Genomic DNA, 18,911 nt, shown 5'->3' with positions numbered 1-18,911 from the left:
AGACAACGTGAGTCAATTTTTCCAGATACATCCGGAGAATCCCCAGCCGCGCCTGATAAAACAGGCGGTGGAGATCATCCGCAAGGGTGGCGTGGTGGTGTTTCCCACCGATTCGTCCTACGCCATGGGCTGCCAGATCGCTGACAAGGGCGCCATCGAGCGGGTGCGCCGCCTGCGCCAGCTGGACAAGAACCACAACTTCACCCTGATCTGCTGCGACATGTCGCAACTGGGGCTGTTCGCCAAGGTCGATACCGGGTTGTTCCGTCTGATCAAGGCCCATGTCCCGGGCCCCTACACCTTCATCCTCAACGCCACCCGCGAGGTGCCGCGCCTGCTGATGCACGAAAAGCGCCGCACCATCGGCATGCGCGTACCGGAAAACCCCATTGTCCGGGCCCTGCTGGAAGAGCTGGGCGAGCCGCTGATGAGCGTCAGCCTGATCATGCCTGGCGAAGAGGAGGCGATGACCGATCCTTATGAAATGCGCCAGGTTCTAGAGCACCACGTCGACCTGATCATCGACGGTGGATTCGGTAGCCTGAAGGCTTCCACCGTGATCGACCTGAGCGGCGACGAACCGGAAGTGGTACGGGCCGGCTGCGGCGACCCCGAACCGTTCATGGTCAACGTGTGAGCGCGGTGGAAGCCATGGAAGCGCCGGTCGATCCCCAGGCCGGCGCCCAGCAGGAACTGCCGCTGGTGATGGTCTACGGCCAGGCCCTGACCGAGATGCCGGTGGACCTGTACATCCCGCCGGACGCTCTGGAAGTCTTCCTCGAAGCTTTCGAAGGCCCGCTCGACCTGTTGCTATACCTGATCCGCAAGCAGAACGTCGACATCCTCGACATCCCGGTGGCGGAAATCACCCGCCAGTACATGGGCTATGTCGAGCTGATGAAGACCGTGCGCCTGGAGCTGGCCGCCGAGTACCTGGTGATGGCCGCCATGCTCGCCGAGATCAAGTCGCGCATGCTCTTGCCGCGGGCCGAGACTGCCGAGGAAGAAGAGGACGACCCGCGGGCCGAGCTGATCCGCCGCCTGCAAGAGTACGAACGGTTCAAGGCTGCCGCCGAGGACATGGACGGCCTCAGCCGGGTCGGCCGCGACGTCATCGTGCCGCGGCTGGAAGCCCCGCAGGCCAAGGCGCGCAAGCTGCTGCCGGACGTGATCCTGGAAGAGGTGCTGATGTCCATGGCCGAGGTGCTGCGCCGCAGCGACCTGTTCGAAAGCCATCAGGTCAGCCGCGAGGCACTGTCCACCCGCGAGCGCATGAGCGAGGTGCTGGAGCGCCTGCGCGGCGCCGGTTTCGTGCCCTTCGCCGAGCTGTTCACCGCCGAAGAAGGCCGGCTCGGGGTGGTGGTGACCTTCATGGCGGTTCTCGAACTGGTCAAGGAACAACTGGTGGAACTGGTGCAGAATGAGGCCTTTGCGCCGATCCACGTCCGCGCCCGGGCAGAGTAAATCACGAGCACCGCAATGAACCTGACTGACCCCCATGACCTGGCGCCCCTGCTGGAAGCCTTCCTTCTCGCATCCGGCAAGCCGCAATCCCTGGAGCGCCTGTTCGAACTGTTCGAGGAAGCCGAGCGTCCGGAATCCGATGTGTTCAAAGAAGCCCTGGAGATCCTTCGCGAGTCCTGCGAGGGCCGCGCCTTTGAACTCAAGGAAGTGGCTTCCGGCTATCGCCTGCAGATCCGCGAGGACTACGCACCTTGGGTCGGCCGCCTGTGGGAAGAGCGGCCGCAGCGCTATTCCCGTGCCTTGCTGGAAACCCTGGCGCTGATCGCCTACCGCCAGCCCATCACCCGTGGCGAGATCGAGGACGTGCGTGGCGTGGCGGTCAACAGCAACATCATCAAGACCCTGCTGGAACGGGAGTGGGTGCGCATCGTCGGCTACCGCGAGGTGCCCGGGCGCCCGGCGATGTTCGCCACCACCAAGGCCTTCCTCGACCATTTCAACCTGAAAAGCCTCGACGAACTGCCGCCGCTGGCCGAGCTGCGCGAGATGGAACCGTCGCCACTGCCACCGGTGGACCTCGACGACCTGCCGGTACCGGCGCACCTGCAGGCCCTGGCCGACGCCAGCGCCGACCCGGACGAGCAGCCGCCGGCGGAAGAAACCAGCTTCCGCAGCCTGCTGGTGGAGCTGGATGCCATGGAGGAGGGCCTGAAGATTGACTTCGACGACATCCTGCGTGACCTGCCGGAGGCCGAGGCGGATGCAGATTCCGCCGAGCCCGAGCCGGAAACCCCGCGGGACTGAGGTGCCGCCCGGCGTAAAGGCCGGCGCGGTGGATTAAATCGGTCTACGCTCAGGTGCGTTTGCGCCGCGATCAGCGTATGATTCGCGGCCTTTTTGGCGCACATGCCAGAAACCCAGATTCGACTTTTTACACCGGGAGGTGCCCAGATGAGTGAACAAGACCTGCAAGACAGCCCGCCACGTCCGGCCGGGGAAAAACTGCAAAAAGTACTCGCACGCATTGGCGTCGGCTCGCGCCGCGACGTTGAAGCCTGGATCGGCGAAGGCCGCATCAAGGTCAACGGCGTGGTCGCCACCCTTGGCCAGCGGGTCGACCTGCACGACGCGATTTCCGTCGACGGTCGCCTGATCAAGCGTGAGGAGAGCGCCGAAAGCGTGCGCCGCGTCATCATGTACAACAAGCCCGACGGCGAGATCTGCACCCGTGACGACCCGGAAGGCCGTCCGACCGTGTTCGACCGCCTGCCGCGGCCGAAAGAGGGCCGCTGGATCAACGTCGGCCGCCTCGACATCAACACCACCGGTCTGCTGCTGTTCACCACCGACGGTGAGCTGGCCAATCGCCTGATGCACCCGTCCTTCGAGATGGACCGCGAGTACGCCGTGCGTGTGCGTGGCGAGGTCGACGAAGACATGATCGCGCGCCTGAAGGAAGGCGTGGTTCTGGAAGACGGTCCGGCGCGTTTCACCGACATCCAGCAGGCGCCGGGTGGCGAAGGCTTCAACCACTGGTACCACTGCGTGGTGATGGAGGGTCGCAACCGCGAAGTGCGTCGCCTGTGGGAATCCCAAGGCCTGGTGGTCAGCCGCCTGAAGCGCGTGCGTTTCGGTCCGGTGTTCCTCAACTCCGACCTGCCGATGGGCCGCTGGCGCGAAATGAGCCAGGGCGAGATCGACATCCTGGCGGCCGAAGTGGGTCTGACCCCGGTGGCGATGCCGCAGATGAACGCCAAGACCAAGGACAAGCTGGAGCGCATGCAGCGTAAGTCCAGCAAGCCGATCGGTCGTGGTGAGCGCGTGCGGACCCTGCGCCCGGCGAAGGAAGGGGAAGAGCGTCCTGCCCGCAAACCACGCGAGGACGCGCCGCGCAAAGGCCGTACCACCGTGGCCGAGCGTCCGAGTGACGTTCGCCGCAAGCCGGCGCCGACCGGGGCGGGCAAGCGTCCTGGCCCGGGTGCCGGGCGGGGCAAGCCGCGTAGCGAGTGAGTGATGTGCAGGAAGCCAACCTTCGGGTTGGCTTTTTTGTGTCTGGTAGAAATGTGTCGGGCTTGAGGGCCTCATCGCCGGCAACGCCACCCACAGGTTTCATATGCGCCGCCGAATCTTGTGGGAGCGGGCGTTGCCCGCGATGAGGCCCTGCAGGCCCCTACAAAACTGTCCTGTTGGAAATATTTTCGACCAGCCTGTAAATATTTTGTTACTGAGCCGCCACGCTTATCAGGCCGATCCCGGAACTCTCCAAAACTGTAAACATTCCTTGCCGCAATTCCCCCGCCAATCCCCTTTACGCTCACGTCAACACCTTGCCGCAACCCTCATAAACCGGGTGTCATGGCGTCCATAGCCAAGTGCCTGACCGCCGCAGAGCGGGACAGAAAACAAAACAAAAACGGAGGGCGCCATGCACGCCATTCACTCCCCCAGGCTTCAATCTGCCCGCTGGAACGCTTCGTGCCGTCATCAAAACGTTACGCTGTGTGTTGACCCTTGCGTCAATGCAAGGGTATACAGTGCGCCGCGTTTTACCTGTGACCTTCTTGCGTACCACGCACCCTGGCCGACGCCAGGCTGATATCCCCGGGGCTTTTGCCGGGATCGTCAGCCCGCGTCATGGCCCCAAGGTAACCACCCCTTGCCAATTCCGCCGCGCCACGAGCGTGGTGGGTCCGATCCCGTCACAGATAAAAACAACAGGTGACTTCGTTCATGAGTGGACAAACTCCGCATTCAGGTGAGCTCAAGCGCGGCCTGAAAAATCGCCACATCCAGTTGATCGCCCTCGGCGGTGCGATCGGTACCGGCCTGTTCCTCGGCTCGGCCGGCGTGATGAAATCGGCGGGCCCGTCGATGATCCTCGGCTACGCCATCTGCGGCTTCATCGCCTTCATGATCATGCGCCAGCTCGGCGAGATGATCGTCGAAGAGCCGGTGGCCGGTTCCTTCAGCCATTTCGCGCACAAGTACTGGGGCGGCTTCGCCGGTTTCCTGTCGGGCTGGAACTGCTGGATGCTGTACATCCTGGTGGGCATGTCGGAGCTGACTGCGGTCGGCAAATACATCCACTTCTGGTGGCCGGAGGTGCCGACCTGGGCCACGGCGGCGGCATTCTTCATCCTGATCAACGCGATCAACCTGGCCAACGTGAAGGTGTTCGGCGAGGCGGAGTTCTGGTTCGCCATCATCAAGGTCCTGGCCATCGTCGGCATGATCGGCCTGGGCAGCTACCTGCTGGTCAGCGGCAACGGCGGCCCGCAGGCGTCGGTGAGCAACCTGTGGGAGCACGGCGGCTTCTTCCCCCATGGCATCAATGGTCTGGTGATGGCCCTGGCGTTCATCATGTTTTCCTTCGGCGGCCTGGAAATGCTCGGTTTTACCGCGGCTGAAGCAGACAAGCCGAAGACCGTGATCCCGAAAGCGATCAACCAGGTCATCTACCGCATCCTGATCTTCTACATCGGTGCCCTGGTGGTCCTGCTGTCGCTGACCCCGTGGAATGCGCTGGTGGGCAATATCGAGGCGGCCGGCGGTTCGTACAGCGGCAGCCCGTTCGTCCAGGTGTTCTCGATGCTGGGCAGCAACACCGCGGCGCACATCCTCAACTTCGTGGTCCTGACCGCGGCGCTGTCGGTGTACAACAGCGGCACCTACTGCAACGCGCGGATGCTCTACGGCATGGCCGAGCAGGGCGATGCTCCGGCGAGCCTGGCGAAGATCGACAAGCGCGGCGTGCCGGTGCGTTCGATCCTGGCTTCGGCGGCAGTGACCCTGGTGGCGGTGCTGCTGAACTACTTCATGCCGCACAACGCGCTGGAAGTGCTGATGTCGCTGGTAGTGGCGACCCTGGTGATCAACTGGGCGATGATCAGCTACTCGCACCTGAAGTTCCGCCAGCACCTGGACCGTACCGGTCAGAAGCCGTTCTTCAAGTCGCTGTGGTACCCGTATGGCAACTACCTGTGCCTGGCGTTCGTGGTGCTGATCCTCGGAATCATGCTGATGATCGATGGTATCCGTGAGTCGGTATATGCGATTCCGGTGTGGTTGGGCGTGATGTGGGTGTTCTACATGATCAAGGCCAAGCGGGCCGGTGCGTCTGTCGTGGTGAGTCCGGCGGTCAAGTAAGTCTTCGGGGCCGCAAAGCGGCCCCAATTCCGGCAACTCGGAGTATCCTGACGCCCACATTCCCCCGGGCTTCCTCCGATGCTGGTCCTCTCCAACTCCGTGCATATCCCCGACGAAGAAATCGAGCTGAACGCCATCCGCGCCCAGGGCGCCGGCGGGCAGAACGTCAACAAGGTTTCCTCGGCCGTGCACCTGCGTTTCGACACCCAGGCCTCGTCGCTGCCGCCGTTCTACAAGGAACGCCTGCTCCAGCTCAGCGACAGCCGCATCACCCGCGACGGCGTGATCGTCATCAAGGCCCAGCAATACCGCACCCAGGAACAGAACCGTGCCGACGCTCTGGAGCGCCTGCGCGAGTTGATCCTGGCTGCGGTGAAGGTTGAAAAGAAACGCCGACCGACCAAGCCCACCCTGGGCTCGAAGACCCGTCGCCTCGACACCAAGAGCAAGCGCGGGGCGATCAAGGCCGGCCGCGGCAAGATCGACTACTGAACCCTACAAGGACCTCCATGGCCTGCGAACGGAATCTGACCTGGCACCCCGCTGCCCGCCGCGACACTTGGCGCCCCCCAACCCTGTGGTTCACCGGCCTCAGCGGCTCGGGCAAGAGCACCCTGGCCTTCGGCCTCGAGCGCCGCTTGCTCGACGCCGGTATTGCCTGCTGCGTGCTGGACGGCGATAACATCCGCCACGGCCTGTGCAGCGACCTGGGCTTCGACGCGCAAAGTCGTGCCGAGAACATCCGCCGTGTCGCCGAGGTGGCGCGCTTGATGAACGATGCCGGCCTGGTGGTGATGGCCGCTTTCATCTCGCCCTACCAGCGCGATCGCGAGATGGCGCGGCGCATCATTGGTGTCGAGTGCTTTCACGAGATCCACGTCAGTGCGCCGCTGGCCATCTGTGAGGGGCGTGATCCGAAAGGCCTTTACCGCAAGGCGCGGGCGGGGATGCTGAGTGGTTTTACCGGGGTGGATGATCCCTACGAATCACCGCAGGAACCGGCGCTGGCGCTGAATACCGCCGAGGTGGCGGTGGAGGAGTGTCTGGAGAGATTGCTGGCGCGGGTGCGCAGGGAGGGCGGAGCTTCTTGAGCGTGTGAAAACCGGTTGGTGAGGTGGACCCCCGGTAACCGAGGTTTTCACACGTCCTGTTGCGCGCTTTGTTATTCCTGGTCAGCGCTCGGATGGTCGTCGCCTTGTTGATCAGCCACCTGGGCTGGTTCGGCGCTCTGGGAAGCCGGCTTCTGCTCGACATGGTTCAGGCTTGGGAAGGGAAGATTCGGGATTTCGTGCATCTCGTCGTTCCTCGCAAGGTGGTCGTAGGTGGGAAGTTCACGCACAAAGTACGCGTGGCTCCGGTGAAGCCGGGGGCAGGATACAGCAGTCTGGATGACAGATTGAGTTTTTCCTGCTGATTGGTAGGAAAATTACAACATTAGTAGCAGGGCGCGGACCGTGTGGGAGCAGGTCCACACGGTCCGCGTCGCGTTTACTGACAAACGTTGGCAATGGCTGCCGCGAGGATGTCCAGCCGCGCTTCGTCGGCCCCGGCCACATTCGCCCGTCCGGTCCCGACCATATACACGCTATGCCGCTCCCGCAGCGCTTTCACCTGCTCCGGCGACAATCCGGTGTAGGAAAACATCCCGCGCTGTTCGGCAATATGTGCGAAGCGTTCGCTCAGCCCATGTGGCTTGAGTGCATCCACCAGCCCGCTGCGCAGCCGCGCAATCCGCTGACGCATGGCCTCGACCTCTTCTATCCACAGGCGCTTCAACGCCGGATCGCCAAGAATCTCCGCTACCACCGCTGCGCCATGATCCGGCGGCGTCGACCACAGGTTTCGGGCGATGAATGCCAGCTGGCTGCGCACATCCAACAGCTTCTCGGCGTCATGGGTACACACCAGCAGGGCACCGGTGCGCTCGCGGTAGAGGCCGAAGTTCTTCGAGCAGGAACTGGTGATCAGAAGTTCAGGCAGTTCGGCGGCGAACAGCCGCACCGCCCAGGCGTCCTCTTCCAGCCCGTCACCGAAGCCCTGGTAGGCGAAATCGATCAGCGGTAGCAGCGAACGCCGTTTCACCACGTCCAGCACGGCGTGCCAGTCGGCATGGGACAGGTCGAAACCGGTCGGGTTGTGGCAGCAGGCATGCAGCAGGACGATATCACCCTCGGCCGCAGTCTCCAGCGCGGCCAGCATGCCGGCCACGTCCAGGCGGTTGTCCGTGCCGACGTAGGGATAGTGCTCCACCTTGAGCCCGGCACTGGCGAAGATGGTTTCGTGGATCGGCCAGGTCGGATCGCTCAACCAGATACCGCGACCCGGCAGGCACTGCCGGGCGAACTCGGCGGCCAGACGCAGGGCGCCGGTGCCGCCCGGAGTCTGGGTCGCCCCGGCGCGCTGCTCGGTGAGCAGCGGCGAGGTCTCGCCCAGTACCAGTTGGCAGAGCAGGTAGCCGAAGGCGACATCGCCATGACCGCCGACATAACTCTTGCTCAGCTGGCGCTCGACCAGGCGCTGTTCTGCCTGCTTGACCGCCGCGGGCACCGGCGTCAGGCCCTGTGCGTCCTTGAACACGCCGACGCCGAGGTCGAACTTCACCGGGTTGGCATCCTTGGCGTAAGCCTCCATCAACCCGAGGATCGGGTCGCCCGGCACCCGGGTGATGGCCTGGAAATGCATCACTTGCGGCCTTCGGCGGTCTTGGCGACCTCGTCGGTGCGTGCGGCCATGATGAAGTCGTTGCGGTGCAGGCCTTTGATCGAGTGGCTCCACCAGGTGACGGTGACTTTGCCCCACTCGGTCAGCAGGCCCGGGTGATGGCCTTCGGCCTCGGAGATCGCGCCGACGGCGTTGGTGAAGGCCAGGGCGTGAGCGAAGTTCTTGAACAGGTAGACGCGCTCCAGTTGCATGATCGAGTCACGGACTTCGATGTTCCAGTCCGGAATCATGCGGATCAGTTCCGGCAGTTCTTCGTCGCTGACTTTCGGCGCATCGGCGCGGCAGGCTTCGCAGTGGGCTTGGGACAAGGCGTTCATAAGGTCTTCCAGTCGATTGTTATAGGTGTAGAGGGCGGCTCAGGCGGCCGCCTTGGGTGGAAATTTGGGTGCGTGCAGGCCGAGCTGCATGGCTTGCTGAACCATACCCATGATGTCTTCGTGGGCCAGGTCGAACAGGCGCTTGAGGTTCGGCAGGGTGAAATACACCGGCTGCAGGATGTCGATGCGGTACGGCGTGCGCATGGCTTCCAGCGGGTCGAACGGCTGGTGCTCTGGCGCATCGGAGAGACTGTAGACGGTCTCCTTCGGCGAAGACAGGATGCCGCCGCCATAGATCCTGCGACCTTGCGGGGTGTCCATCAGGCCGAACTCGATGGTCATCCAGTACAGGCGGGCAAGGTACACGCGCTGTTCCTTGGTGGCGGCCAGGCCGAGCTTGCCGTAGGTGTGGGTGAATTCGGCGAACCAGGGGTTGGTCAGCAACGGGCAGTGGCCGAAGATCTCGTGGAAGATGTCCGGCTCCTGCAGGTAGTCCAGTTCTTCCTCGGTGCGGATAAAGGTGGCGACCGGGAAGCGCTTGCTGGCCAGCAGTTCGAAGAACGTCTGGAAGGGGATCAGCGCCGGTACCCGGGCGACCTGCCAGCCAGTGGTGGCGCCCAGCACCGCGTTGATTTCCGAGAGCTGCGGAATGCGGTCATGGGGCAGGTTGAGCTGTTCGATGCCGTCCAGGTATTCCTGGCATGCGCGACCCTCGATCACTTTCAACTGACGCGTGATCAGGGTGTTCCACACCGCATGTTCCTGCGGCGGGTAATCGATAAAACCCTGCGCATCGGGCTCACGGGCCACGTACTGCGTCTGTTTCATGCTGCTCTCCTGCTGAGGGCTTTTATTGTTGTGTGCGGCTTGCGCCATGCCCTTAGAGATAGCCGTTGGCCGATGGATTTGCAGCCCGGGCGGAAGGCTGGACGGGGCGCCAACAAGCGGTTTCTGTAACGCAGAATTTACGTAATCGGCAGGATCGCGGAAATCCGCCATCGCGAAGCGCTGGGAAAGCCTGTTTTTGTAACGTATTATTTACAAAATTTCCGGCCTGGCCGCAGAAAAATCGCCGCTTTTACCTATTTGCAGGACCTTTCATGCGTATCAAAGTGCACTGCCAGAACCGCATCGGCATCCTTCGCGACATTCTCAACCTGCTGGTGGAGTACGGCATCAACGTCGCCCGCGGTGAGGTGGGGGGCGAACACGGCAACGCCATCTACCTGCATTGTCCGAACCTGATCAACCTGCAGTTCCAGGCGCTGCGCCCGAAGTTCGAGTCGATCACCGGGGTGTTCGGGGTCAAGCGCGTCGGCCTGATGCCCAGCGAGCGCCGGCACATGGAGCTGAATGCGCTGCTCGGGGCCCTGGATTTTCCGGTGCTGTCCATCGACATGGGTGGCTCCATCGTCGCCGCCAACCGCGCCGCCGCGCAGTTGCTTGGAGTGCGGGTGGATGAGGTGCCGGGCATCCCGCTGTCGCGCTATGCCGAGGATTTCGACCTGCCGGAACTGGTGCGTGCCAACAAGGCGCGGATCAATGGCCTGCGGGTGAAGATCAAGAATGATGTGTTCCTCGCCGATATCGCCCCGCTGCAATCCGAGCACGACGACAGCGAGGCCCTGGCCGGCGCGGTGCTGACCCTGCACCGCGCCGATCGCATCGGCGAGCGCATCTACAACGTGCGCAAGCAGGAGCTGCGCGGCTTCGACAGCATCTTCCAGAGCTCACGGGTGATGGCTGCGGTGGTCCGCGAGGCGCGGCGCATGGCGCCGCTGGACGCACCGTTGCTGATCGAGGGCGAGACCGGCACCGGCAAGGAACTGCTAGCCCGTGCCTGTCATCTGGCCAGTCCCCGTGGTCAGGCGCCGTTGATGGCATTGAATTGCGCTGGCCTGCCGGAATCCATGGCCGAGACCGAGCTGTTCGGCTATGGCCCGGGGGCTTTCGAGGGCGCCCGCGCCGAAGGCAAGTTGGGGCTGCTGGAGCTGACGGCTGGCGGTACGCTGTTTCTCGATGGCGTCGACGAGATGAGCCCGCGCCTGCAGGTCAAGCTGCTGCGCTTCCTCCAGGACGGTTGCTTCCGCCGGGTTGGTAGCGATGAAGAGGTGTATCTCGACGTGCGGGTGATCTGCGCGACCCAGGTCGACCTCTCCGAATTGTGCGCCCGCGGCGAATTCCGCCAGGACCTGTACCACCGGCTCAACGTGCTGTCGCTGCATATCCCGCCGCTACGCGAATGCCTCGATGGCCTGCCGCCACTGGTGGAGCATTTCCTCGACCAGGCCAGTCGGCAGATAGGCTGCCCGCTACCGCGCCTGGCGCCGGCGGCGCTGGAGCGTCTGAGCCAATACCATTGGCCGGGCAATGTGCGGCAACTGGAAAACGTGCTGTTCCAGGCGGTGTCTTTGTGCGAGGGCGGGGTGGTCAAGGCCGAACATATCCGTCTGCCGGACTACGGCGCGCGCCAGCCGCTGGGCGAGTTTTCCCTGGAAGGCGATCTGGCTCAGATTGTCGGACGCTTTGAAAAGGCAGTATTGGAATCTTTGCAAGGCGAGTTTCCAACCAGTCGGGCGTTGGGGAAAAGATTGGGTGTTTCCCATACGACGATTGCCAACAAGTTGCGTGATTATGCAATTGGCAAAGCGGTTGAATAGCGCTGGAGGTTTTCGGGGGGAAGTGCAGATTTATTAAGGGAATATTATTCGGGCGTGGCGCCTCTTGTTTCAATCAAGAGGCGCGGCAGCCACGGAGGGGAAGTTAGCCGTTGGAACAGCCATTACCCATGACGCGGTATTCGAGGATGTGCTTCTGACCGTTGGAATCCTCGTAGGTCATGCGCGCCGGAACCACTTCGCACACGTTTGGTATCTCGCTCATGGAAATGACCTTGGCGATATCCAGGTGTTGCGAGTAACTGTATTGTTCGACCGGGATCTGCTCGGCATTGGTATTTGCAATATCGTCGGCCATGGCCGAAGCGCAAACACTAGCGAGTGCCAATACCAGTAAAGCTTTCATCTTCTATTTACCTGTCCAGGGTAGAGAAAGGGGGCGTAGCGCTTGTGGCGCTACGGTGCAACAAAGTGAATCCTGAAAGTTATCTCGGGATTAACGCGCCTTCGTGGGGGCCTGTTACCTGAAGTTAATCTCGTTGCCGTTGCTGGCGAGGTGAATTTTAGGGGGTGCCATCAAGCTGAAACAGTCGATGTTTTGATAAACACTGTTGGCAGAATCCGTAACAATCGCCGCGAAAAAATCCCCGATCCCTCGGGTTAATACTGGGACGCCCGTGCTAGAGCGGTTTTCTGGCGGGGTGAGGCGAAAAGACCGTGGCGTTACTACCAACGTCGAATGGCCCGGGCGGCTCTGGTACAGTTAAAACGAGGTCATACAAAAACAACTATTACACCGAGGTAACAAAGATGAGTGCGGCTTCCCTGTACCCTGTTCGTCCCGAGGTTGCGGCGAATACCCTGACCGATGAGGCCACCTACAAGGCCATGTATCAGAAGTCGGTGATCAACCCGGACGGCTTCTGGCGTGAGCAGGCTCAGCGCCTCGAGTGGATCAAGCCTTTCACCAAGGTCAAGCAGACCTCCTTCGACGATCACCACGTCGACATCAAGTGGTTCGCCGATGGCACCCTGAACGTGTCCTACAACTGCCTTGACCGTCATCTGGAAGAGCGTGGCGACCAGGTCGCAATCATCTGGGAAGGCGACGATCCTTCCGAGCACCGCAACATCACCTACCGCGAGTTGCACGAGCAGGTCTGCAAGTTCGCCAACGCCCTGCGTGGCCAGGACGTGCACCGTGGCGATGTGGTGACTATCTACATGCCGATGATCCCTGAGGCCGTGGTGGCCATGCTGGCTTGTGCCCGTATCGGCGCGATTCACTCGGTGGTCTTCGGTGGCTTCTCGCCGGAAGCCCTGGCTGGCCGCATCATCGACTGCAAGTCCAAGGTGGTGATCACTGCCGACGAAGGCCTGCGTGGCGGCCGCCGCACTCCGCTGAAAGCCAACGTCGACGACGCTCTGACCAACCCGGAAACCAACAGCATCCAGAAGGTCATCGTGTGCAAGCGCACCGGTGCCGACATCAAGTGGAACCAGCACCGCGACATCTGGTACGAAGACCTGATGAAAGTGGCCGGCAGCGTTTGCGCGCCGAAGGAAATGGGCGCCGAGGAAGCGCTGTTCATCCTCTATACCTCTGGTTCCACCGGCAAGCCGAAAGGCGTTCTGCACACCACCGCCGGCTACCTGGTCTACGCCGCCATGACCCATGAGCGCGTGTTCGACTACCGTCCGGGCGAAGTCTACTGGTGCACCGCCGACGTCGGCTGGGTCACGGGTCACAGCTACATCGTCTACGGCCCGCTGGCCAACGGCGCCACCACCCTGCTGTTCGAGGGCGTGCCGAACTACCCGGACATCACCCGCGTGTCGAAGATCGTCGACAAGCACAAGGTCAACATCCTCTACACTGCGCCGACCGCAATCCGCGCCATGATGGCCGAAGGTCAGGCCGCCGTGGCCGGTGCCGATGGCTCCAGCCTGCGCTTGCTGGGTTCGGTGGGTGAGCCGATCAACCCGGAAGCCTGGAACTGGTACTACCAGACCGTCGGCAAGGAGCGCTGCCCGATCGTCGACACGTGGTGGCAGACCGAGACTGGTGGTGTGCTGATCAGCCCGCTGCCAGGTGCCACCGCACTGAAACCGGGTTCCGCGACCCGTCCGTTCTTCGGTGTGGTGCCAGCGCTGGTGGACAACCTGGGCAACCTGATCGAGGGCGCCGCCGAGGGCAACCTGGTGATCCTCGATTCCTGGCCGGGTCAGGCGCGTTCGCTGTATGGCGACCACGACCGCTTCGTCGACACCTACTTCAAGACTTTCCGCGGCATGTACTTCACCGGTGACGGTGCCCGCCGTGACGAGGACGGCTACTACTGGATCACCGGTCGCGTGGATGACGTGCTCAACGTCTCCGGGCACCGCATGGGCACCGCCGAGATCGAGAGCGCCATGGTCGCCCACCCGAAAGTCGCCGAGGCTGCTGTGGTTGGTGTGCCGCACGACATCAAGGGGCAGGGCATCTATGTCTACGTCACCCTCAACGGTGGCGAGGAGCCGAGTGAGGCGCTGCGTCTGGAGCTGAAGAACTGGGTTCGCCGCGAGATCGGCCCGATCGCTTCGCCGGATGTCATCCAGTGGGCGCCGGGCCTGCCGAAGACCCGTTCGGGCAAGATCATGCGCCGCATCCTGCGCAAGATCGCCACGGCCGAGTATGACGCCCTGGGCGACATCTCGACGCTGGCTGACCCGAGCGTAGTGGCGCATCTGGTGGAGACGCACAAGACCATGAACGTGGCTTGAAGGCTTTAAGGCTTGATGCGTTCCCTTGTGGGAGCGCGTCCTCCCTGTAAGCCCAAAACCCAAGGCCCCGTAGGCAATCTGCCTACGGGGCCTTGGGTTTTTGTTACTTCGACTTTCATCGGTAACCGCTCTGTCACCGCGATCGTACGAAAACGGGGCATAAGGAAACGCGGGTGTTCCATCCTGGTGCGCAATCGTTCGGGTTTTCCGACACTCGAACGGCTGGGCTTGCCGTATTACAAGGCTTTGCCAATAATGGGCCCGGTTATTGCTTTGGTTATAGGTTATTTGTTTTTCGCTTTTGCATATTTCCCCATGCCTGTCAATATCGCTCGGACGCTCTTCCTGCGCTTCTGTAACTACTTGTCGCATTGAAGAAATATCGGCTTCCGAGCTGTCGTTAAAATGCCGATCACTCGCTCGTGGCACCTGACCGGTGGTCCGGCCCTGCGCGGCTCTGCGTTGTACCCATTTGCATGGCAGGCAGTCGAACTGCCTGGTATCGCCCCTTACCAATGGAGTTCCCAGATGAAGAAACTCGCACTGCTTGGCGCCCTGGCGCTCTCCGTGTTTTCCCTGGTATCGGTGGCTGACGAGAAACCGCTGAAAATCGGTATCGAGGCCGCCTACCCACCCTTCGCTTCGAAAGCACCGGACGGCAGCATCGTCGGTTTCGACTACGACATCGGCAACGCCCTGTGCGAACAGATGAAAGTCAAGTGCACCTGGGTCGAGCAGGAGTTCGACGGCCTGATCCCGGCGCTGAAAGTGCGCAAGATCGACGCCATCCTGTCCTCCATGTCGATCACCGACGACCGCAAGAAGTCCGTCGACTTCACCAAACGCTACTACCTGACCCCGGCCCGCCTGGTCATGAAGGACGGCACCACCGTCAGCGACAGCCTGGCCGAGCTGCAAGGCAAGAAGATCGGCGTACAGCGCGGTTCGATCCACGACCGCTTCGCCAAGGAAGTCCTGGCTCCGAAAGGCGCCACCATCGTTCCTTACGGCACCCAGAACGAAATTTACCTGGACATCACCGCCGGTCGCCTCGACGGCACCGTGGCCGACGCCACCCTGCTGGAAGATGGCTTCCTGAAGACCGACGCGGGTAAAGGCTACGCCTTCACCGGCCCTGCATTCACCGACGCCAAGTACTTCGGCGACGGCATCGGCATCGCCGTGCGCAAGGGCGACAAGGAAAACCTGGAACGCATCAACGCTGCCATCGACGGCATCCGCGCCAGCGGCAAGTACAAGGAAATCCAGGACAAGTACTTCAACTTCGATATCTACGGTCCGGAAACCAACTAACCGGCGTCCGTGTCACCTGTTCAATGGTGCAAGCAGCAGAAGCGCTGAGGCTTGCACCATTTTTTCATCCCTAAGGTCGAGGACCTCATCATGTTGAAAGGCTACGGGGCAGTCATCCTCGATGGAGCGTGGCTGACGCTACAGCTCGCCTTGTCGTCCATGGCCCTGGCCATCGTGCTCGGCCTTATCGGTGTGGCCCTGCGCCTGTCGCCGGTGCGCTGGCTGGCCTGGCTGGGCGATCTCTACGCGACCGTGATTCGCGGCATCCCCGATCTGGTATTGATCCTGCTGATCTTCTATGGCGGCCAGGACATCCTCAACCGCGTCGCCCCGCTGCTGGGCTACGACGACTATATCGACCTGAATCCGCTGGCTGCGGGTATCGGTACCCTTGGTTTCATCTTCGGTGCCTATCTCTCGGAGACCTTCCGTGGCGCCTTCATGGCCATCCCGAAAGGCCAGGCCGAGGCCGGCATGGCCTACGGCATGAGCAATTTGCAGGTGTTCTTCCGCGTGCTGGTGCCGCAGATGATCCGCCTGGCGATTCCCGGCTTCACCAACAACTGGCTGGTCCTGACCAAGGCCACCGCGCTGATCTCGGTGGTGGGCCTGCAGGACATGATGTTCAAGGCCAAGCAGGCGGCCGACGCCACCCGCGAACCTTTTACCTTCTTCCTGGCAGTGGCCGCGATGTACCTGGTGATCACCAGCGTCTCGCTGCTGGCCCTGCGTTACCTGGAAAAACGCTACTCGGTAGGCGTTAAGGCGGCGGAACTATGATCTTCGACTACAACGTCATCTGGGAGGCGCTGCCGCTGTACTGGGGCGGCCTGCTGACCACGCTCAAGCTGCTGGCGATCTCGCTGTTCTTCGGCCTGCTGACCGCGATTCCGCTGGGTCTGATGCGGGTCTCGAAGCAGCCGCTGGTGAACGGTATCGCCTGGCTCTACACCTACGTGATCCGCGGCACGCCGATGCTGGTCCAGCTGTTCCTGATCTACTACGGCCTGGCCCAGTTCGCCGTGGTGCGCGAGAGCTTCCTCTGGCCCTGGCTGTCCAGCGCGACCTTCTGCGCCTGCCTGGCCTTTGCCATCAACACCAGCGCTTATACTGCGGAAATCATCGCTGGCAGCCTCAAGGCCACGCCCCATGGCGAGATCGAGGCGGCCAAGGCGGTGGGCATGTCGCGCTACAAGATGTACCGCCGCATCCTCCTGCCGTCGGCCCTGCGCCGCGCGCTGCCCCAGTACAGCAACGAAGTGATCATGATGTTGCAGACCACCAGCCTGGCCTCCATCGTCACCCTGATCGACATCACCGGTGCCGCACGGACCGTCAATGCCCAGTACTACCTGCCGTTCGAGGCCTACATCACCGCCGGCGTGTTCTACCTGTGCATGACCTTCATCCTGGTCCGCCTGTTCAAGCTCGCCGAACGCCGCTGGCTCGGCTACCTGGCGCCGCGCAAGGGCTGATGCCCCGCGGCCTATTGTTTTGCCCTGGGCTTGTGCCCGCGGCCGACTCTTTTCGCCCTGGGCCCGTGCCCGCGACCGAACGCATCGTGAGAACCGACAGCATGTACAAACTCGAAATCCAGGACCTGCACAAACGCTACGGCAGCCATGAAGTGCTCAAGGGCGTGTCCCTGGCCGCCAAGGCCGGTGACGTGATCAGCATCATCGGCTCCAGCGGCTCGGGCAAGAGTACCTTCCTGCGCTGCATCAACCTGCTGGAGCAGCCGCACGCCGGCAAGATCCTGCTGAACAACGAAGAACTCAAGCTGGTGCCGAACAAGGATGGCGCGCTCAAGGCTGCCGATCCCAAGCAGTTGCAGCGCATGCGTTCGCGGCTGTCGATGGTGTTCCAGCACTTCAACCTGTGGTCGCACATGACCGCCCTGGAAAACATCATCGAAGCACCGGTGCATGTGCTGGGCGTGAGCAAGAAGGAAGCGCTGGAAAAGGCCGAGCACTACCTGGCCAAGGTCGGCGTCGCGCACCGCAAGGATGCCTACCCGGGGCACATGTCCGGCGGCGAGCAGCAGCGCGTGGCGATCGCCCGGGCGCTGGCCATGGAGCCGGAAGTGATGCTGTTCGACGAGCCTACCTCGGCCCTCGACCCGGAACTGGTGGGCGACGTGCTCAAGGTCATGCAGTCGCTGGCCCAGGAAGGCCGCACCATGGTGGTGGTGACCCACGAAATGGGCTTCGCCCGCGAGGTGTCCAACCAGTTGGTGTTCCTGCACAAGGGTCTGGTGGAAGAGACCGGCAACCCGCGGGAAGTGCTGGTCAATCCGCAATCGGAGCGCCTGCAGCAGTTCCTCTCCGGCAGCTTGAAATAAGTCGTTGCGTCCTCGCCACTGCCGCTTTGCACCAAAATAGGTCATGCTGCGTCACCCGCGCAGCATGCACCACACTTGCTCCAGTCCGCCTATCCTTGCGGACACCAGACTCACTTCAGGTTCCGGACCTCACCTCATGACCACCCAGCGAATCGGTTTTCTCATCTGGCCCAGCACCAAGGCCCTGACCCTGGCGCTGGCGGAGGAGGTGTTGCGAGTGGCGCAGAAGGTGCACCCGGAAGTGGCCTACGAGCTGGCGTTTCTCCAGGCCGAAGCACCTGTAGAAGGTGACTGGCGCCTGCCGGGCGAGCCGTGGACCGGGCGCCTGGAAAATTGCCAGAAACTGTTCCTGCTGGCCGACGAGCCGCCGCCGGCGGTGGGCGCGGCACTGGGCGCGGCGCTCAAGCAGTTGGTACGTTCCGGTTGCGTGGTCGGTGGGTTGTCGGCAGGCGTCTATCCGCTGGCGCAGCTCGGTTTGCTGGACGGTTACCGCGCGGCGGTGCACTGGCGCTGGCAGGACGACTTCGCCGAGCGTTTCCCCAAGGTGATCGCTACCAGCCATCTGTTCGACTGGGACCGTGATCGCCTGACCGCCTGTGGCGGCATGTCGGTGGTCGACCTGCTGCTGGCGGTGCTGGCGCGGGATCATGGTGCAGAGCTGGCCGGTGCGGTGTCCGAGGAGCTGGTGGTCGAGCGCATCCGCGAGGGTGGCGAGCGCCAGCGCATTCCGCTGCAGAATCGCCTGGGTTCCAGCCATCCGAAGCTGACCCAGGCGGTGCTGCTGATGGAAGCCAATATCGAGGAGCCGCTGACCACCGACGAGATCGCCCAGCATGTGTGCGTGTCACGTCGGCAACTGGAGCGGATCTTCAAGCAGTACCTGAACAGGGTGCCGAGCCAGTATTACCTGGAACTGCGCTTGAACAAGGCGCGGCAGATGCTGATGCAGACCAGCAAGTCGATCATCCAGATCGGGTTGTCCTGCGGCTTCTCTTCCGGTCCGCATTTCTCCAGTGCCTACCGCAATTTCTTCGGCGCGACGCCGCGGGAAGACCGCAACCAGCGGCGCAGCAGTTCGCCGTTCGAGCTCTCCTCCGTCCCCGCCGAGCGCGGCTGATCTTCAGGGCCTCATCGCTGGCTTGCCAGCGATGAGGCCCTCAAAGCCACAGAAAAACCATCTGCCACCCCACCAATCATCAAACACCTTGAATTTCCTGCCTTTCC

19 protein-coding genes are annotated in these 18,911 nt (G+C 62.4%); 15 read left to right on the top strand and 4 right to left on the bottom strand.

Annotated features, from left to right (window positions below; genetic code table 11):
• The first annotated feature begins 7 nt into the window (after positions 1–7).
• The 8 genes from AC5QPF_RS23320 (at position 8) to AC5QPF_RS23285 (ending at position 7,024) form a co-directional block, all read left to right on the top strand.
• Positions 8–637 carry an L-threonylcarbamoyladenylate synthase gene (locus AC5QPF_RS23320; protein WP_494960087.1) on the top strand — a complete coding sequence of 210 codons (630 nt, stop codon included), beginning with the start codon at positions 8–10 and terminating at the stop codon, positions 635–637.
• Positions 634–1,464, top strand: a complete 831-nt coding sequence (locus tag AC5QPF_RS23315; RefSeq protein WP_494960086.1) for a segregation/condensation protein A — start codon at positions 634–636, stop codon at positions 1,462–1,464. The genes AC5QPF_RS23320 and AC5QPF_RS23315 overlap by 4 nt, the downstream gene beginning before the upstream one ends.
• Before the next feature lie 15 nt (positions 1,465–1,479).
• Complete coding sequence (gene scpB, locus AC5QPF_RS23310) at positions 1,480–2,268, top strand: SMC-Scp complex subunit ScpB (protein ID WP_494960085.1); 789 nt, start codon at positions 1,480–1,482, stop codon at positions 2,266–2,268.
• 147 nt (positions 2,269–2,415) lie between these two features.
• Complete coding sequence (rluB, locus tag AC5QPF_RS23305) at positions 2,416–3,474, top strand: 23S rRNA pseudouridine(2605) synthase RluB (RefSeq protein ID WP_494960084.1); 1,059 nt, start codon at positions 2,416–2,418, stop codon at positions 3,472–3,474.
• A 720-nt stretch (positions 3,475–4,194) separates the two neighbouring features.
• Positions 4,195–5,610 (top strand): amino acid permease, encoded by a 1,416-nt coding sequence (locus AC5QPF_RS23300; RefSeq protein ID WP_494960083.1) that lies wholly within the window; start codon positions 4,195–4,197, stop codon positions 5,608–5,610.
• Between the two features lie 78 nt (positions 5,611–5,688).
• Positions 5,689–6,102, top strand: coding sequence for an alternative ribosome rescue aminoacyl-tRNA hydrolase ArfB (arfB, locus tag AC5QPF_RS23295; protein ID WP_494960082.1), 414 nt, complete (start codon positions 5,689–5,691; stop codon positions 6,100–6,102).
• Between the two features lie 17 nt (positions 6,103–6,119).
• A complete protein-coding gene (gene cysC / locus AC5QPF_RS23290) occupies positions 6,120–6,701 on the top strand; it encodes an adenylyl-sulfate kinase (protein WP_494960081.1) in 582 nt (193 codons plus the stop codon).
• 92 nt (positions 6,702–6,793) lie between these two features.
• Complete coding sequence (locus tag AC5QPF_RS23285) at positions 6,794–7,024, top strand: hypothetical protein (protein WP_494964293.1); 231 nt, start codon at positions 6,794–6,796, stop codon at positions 7,022–7,024.
• Positions 7,025–7,098: 74 nt separating this feature from the next.
• Here AC5QPF_RS23285 and AC5QPF_RS23280 read toward each other — a convergent pair whose 3' ends face one another.
• Genes AC5QPF_RS23280 through phhA form a run of 3 tightly spaced genes read right to left on the bottom strand, consistent with a single transcriptional unit; the run spans position 7,099 to position 9,476 of the window.
• Positions 7,099–8,292, bottom strand: a complete 1,194-nt coding sequence (locus AC5QPF_RS23280) for an aromatic amino acid transaminase (RefSeq protein WP_494960080.1) — start codon at positions 8,290–8,292, stop codon at positions 7,099–7,101.
• On the bottom strand, positions 8,292–8,648 hold the full coding sequence (locus AC5QPF_RS23275) for a 4a-hydroxytetrahydrobiopterin dehydratase (RefSeq protein WP_330075701.1): 357 nt from the start codon (positions 8,646–8,648) through the stop codon (positions 8,292–8,294). The genes AC5QPF_RS23280 and AC5QPF_RS23275 overlap by 1 nt, the downstream gene beginning before the upstream one ends.
• Positions 8,649–8,687: 39 nt before the next feature.
• On the bottom strand, positions 8,688–9,476 hold the full coding sequence (phhA, locus tag AC5QPF_RS23270) for a phenylalanine 4-monooxygenase (RefSeq protein WP_494960079.1): 789 nt from the start codon (positions 9,474–9,476) through the stop codon (positions 8,688–8,690).
• 272 nt (positions 9,477–9,748) lie between these two features.
• Between phhA and AC5QPF_RS23265 the strand changes: the two genes are divergently transcribed.
• On the top strand, positions 9,749–11,308 hold the full coding sequence (locus AC5QPF_RS23265; RefSeq protein WP_494960078.1) for a sigma 54-interacting transcriptional regulator: 1,560 nt from the start codon (positions 9,749–9,751) through the stop codon (positions 11,306–11,308).
• Between the two features lie 103 nt (positions 11,309–11,411).
• Here the strand turns inward: AC5QPF_RS23265 and AC5QPF_RS23260 are convergent, their stop codons facing one another.
• Entirely contained in the window at positions 11,412–11,672 is a 261-nt protein-coding gene (locus tag AC5QPF_RS23260; RefSeq protein ID WP_494960077.1) for a DUF2790 domain-containing protein, read from the bottom strand.
• A gap of 404 nt (positions 11,673–12,076) precedes the next feature.
• On the opposite strand from AC5QPF_RS23260, the gene acs reads away from it, so the two are divergent.
• The 6 genes from acs to argR all read left to right on the top strand — a co-directional run bounded on the left by acs (position 12,077) and on the right by argR (position 18,804).
• A complete protein-coding gene (gene acs / locus AC5QPF_RS23255; RefSeq protein WP_494960076.1) occupies positions 12,077–14,032 on the top strand; it encodes an acetate--CoA ligase in 1,956 nt (651 codons plus the stop codon).
• A 528-nt stretch (positions 14,033–14,560) separates the two neighbouring features.
• Entirely contained in the window at positions 14,561–15,346 is a 786-nt protein-coding gene (locus tag AC5QPF_RS23250; protein WP_494960075.1) for a lysine/arginine/ornithine ABC transporter substrate-binding protein, read from the top strand.
• A 90-nt stretch (positions 15,347–15,436) separates the two neighbouring features.
• Positions 15,437–16,126: an ABC transporter permease gene (locus tag AC5QPF_RS23245; protein WP_458978455.1), complete on the top strand. Its 690-nt coding sequence runs from the start codon at positions 15,437–15,439 to the stop codon at positions 16,124–16,126.
• Entirely contained in the window at positions 16,123–16,821 is a 699-nt protein-coding gene (locus tag AC5QPF_RS23240) for an ABC transporter permease subunit (protein ID WP_494960074.1), read from the top strand. The genes AC5QPF_RS23245 and AC5QPF_RS23240 overlap by 4 nt, the downstream gene beginning before the upstream one ends.
• Positions 16,822–16,922: 101 nt before the next feature.
• A complete protein-coding gene (locus AC5QPF_RS23235; RefSeq protein ID WP_458978453.1) occupies positions 16,923–17,687 on the top strand; it encodes an ABC transporter ATP-binding protein in 765 nt (254 codons plus the stop codon).
• 136 nt (positions 17,688–17,823) lie between these two features.
• Entirely contained in the window at positions 17,824–18,804 is a 981-nt protein-coding gene (gene argR, locus AC5QPF_RS23230; RefSeq protein WP_494960073.1) for a transcriptional regulator ArgR, read from the top strand.
• Positions 18,805–18,911: the final 107 nt, after the last annotated feature.

It is taken from the genome of Pseudomonas sp. Con_6 (assembly GCF_059379395.1).
The sequence above is the reverse complement of the archived record's forward strand: the minus strand, read 5'-3'. Positions and strand labels throughout refer to the sequence as shown.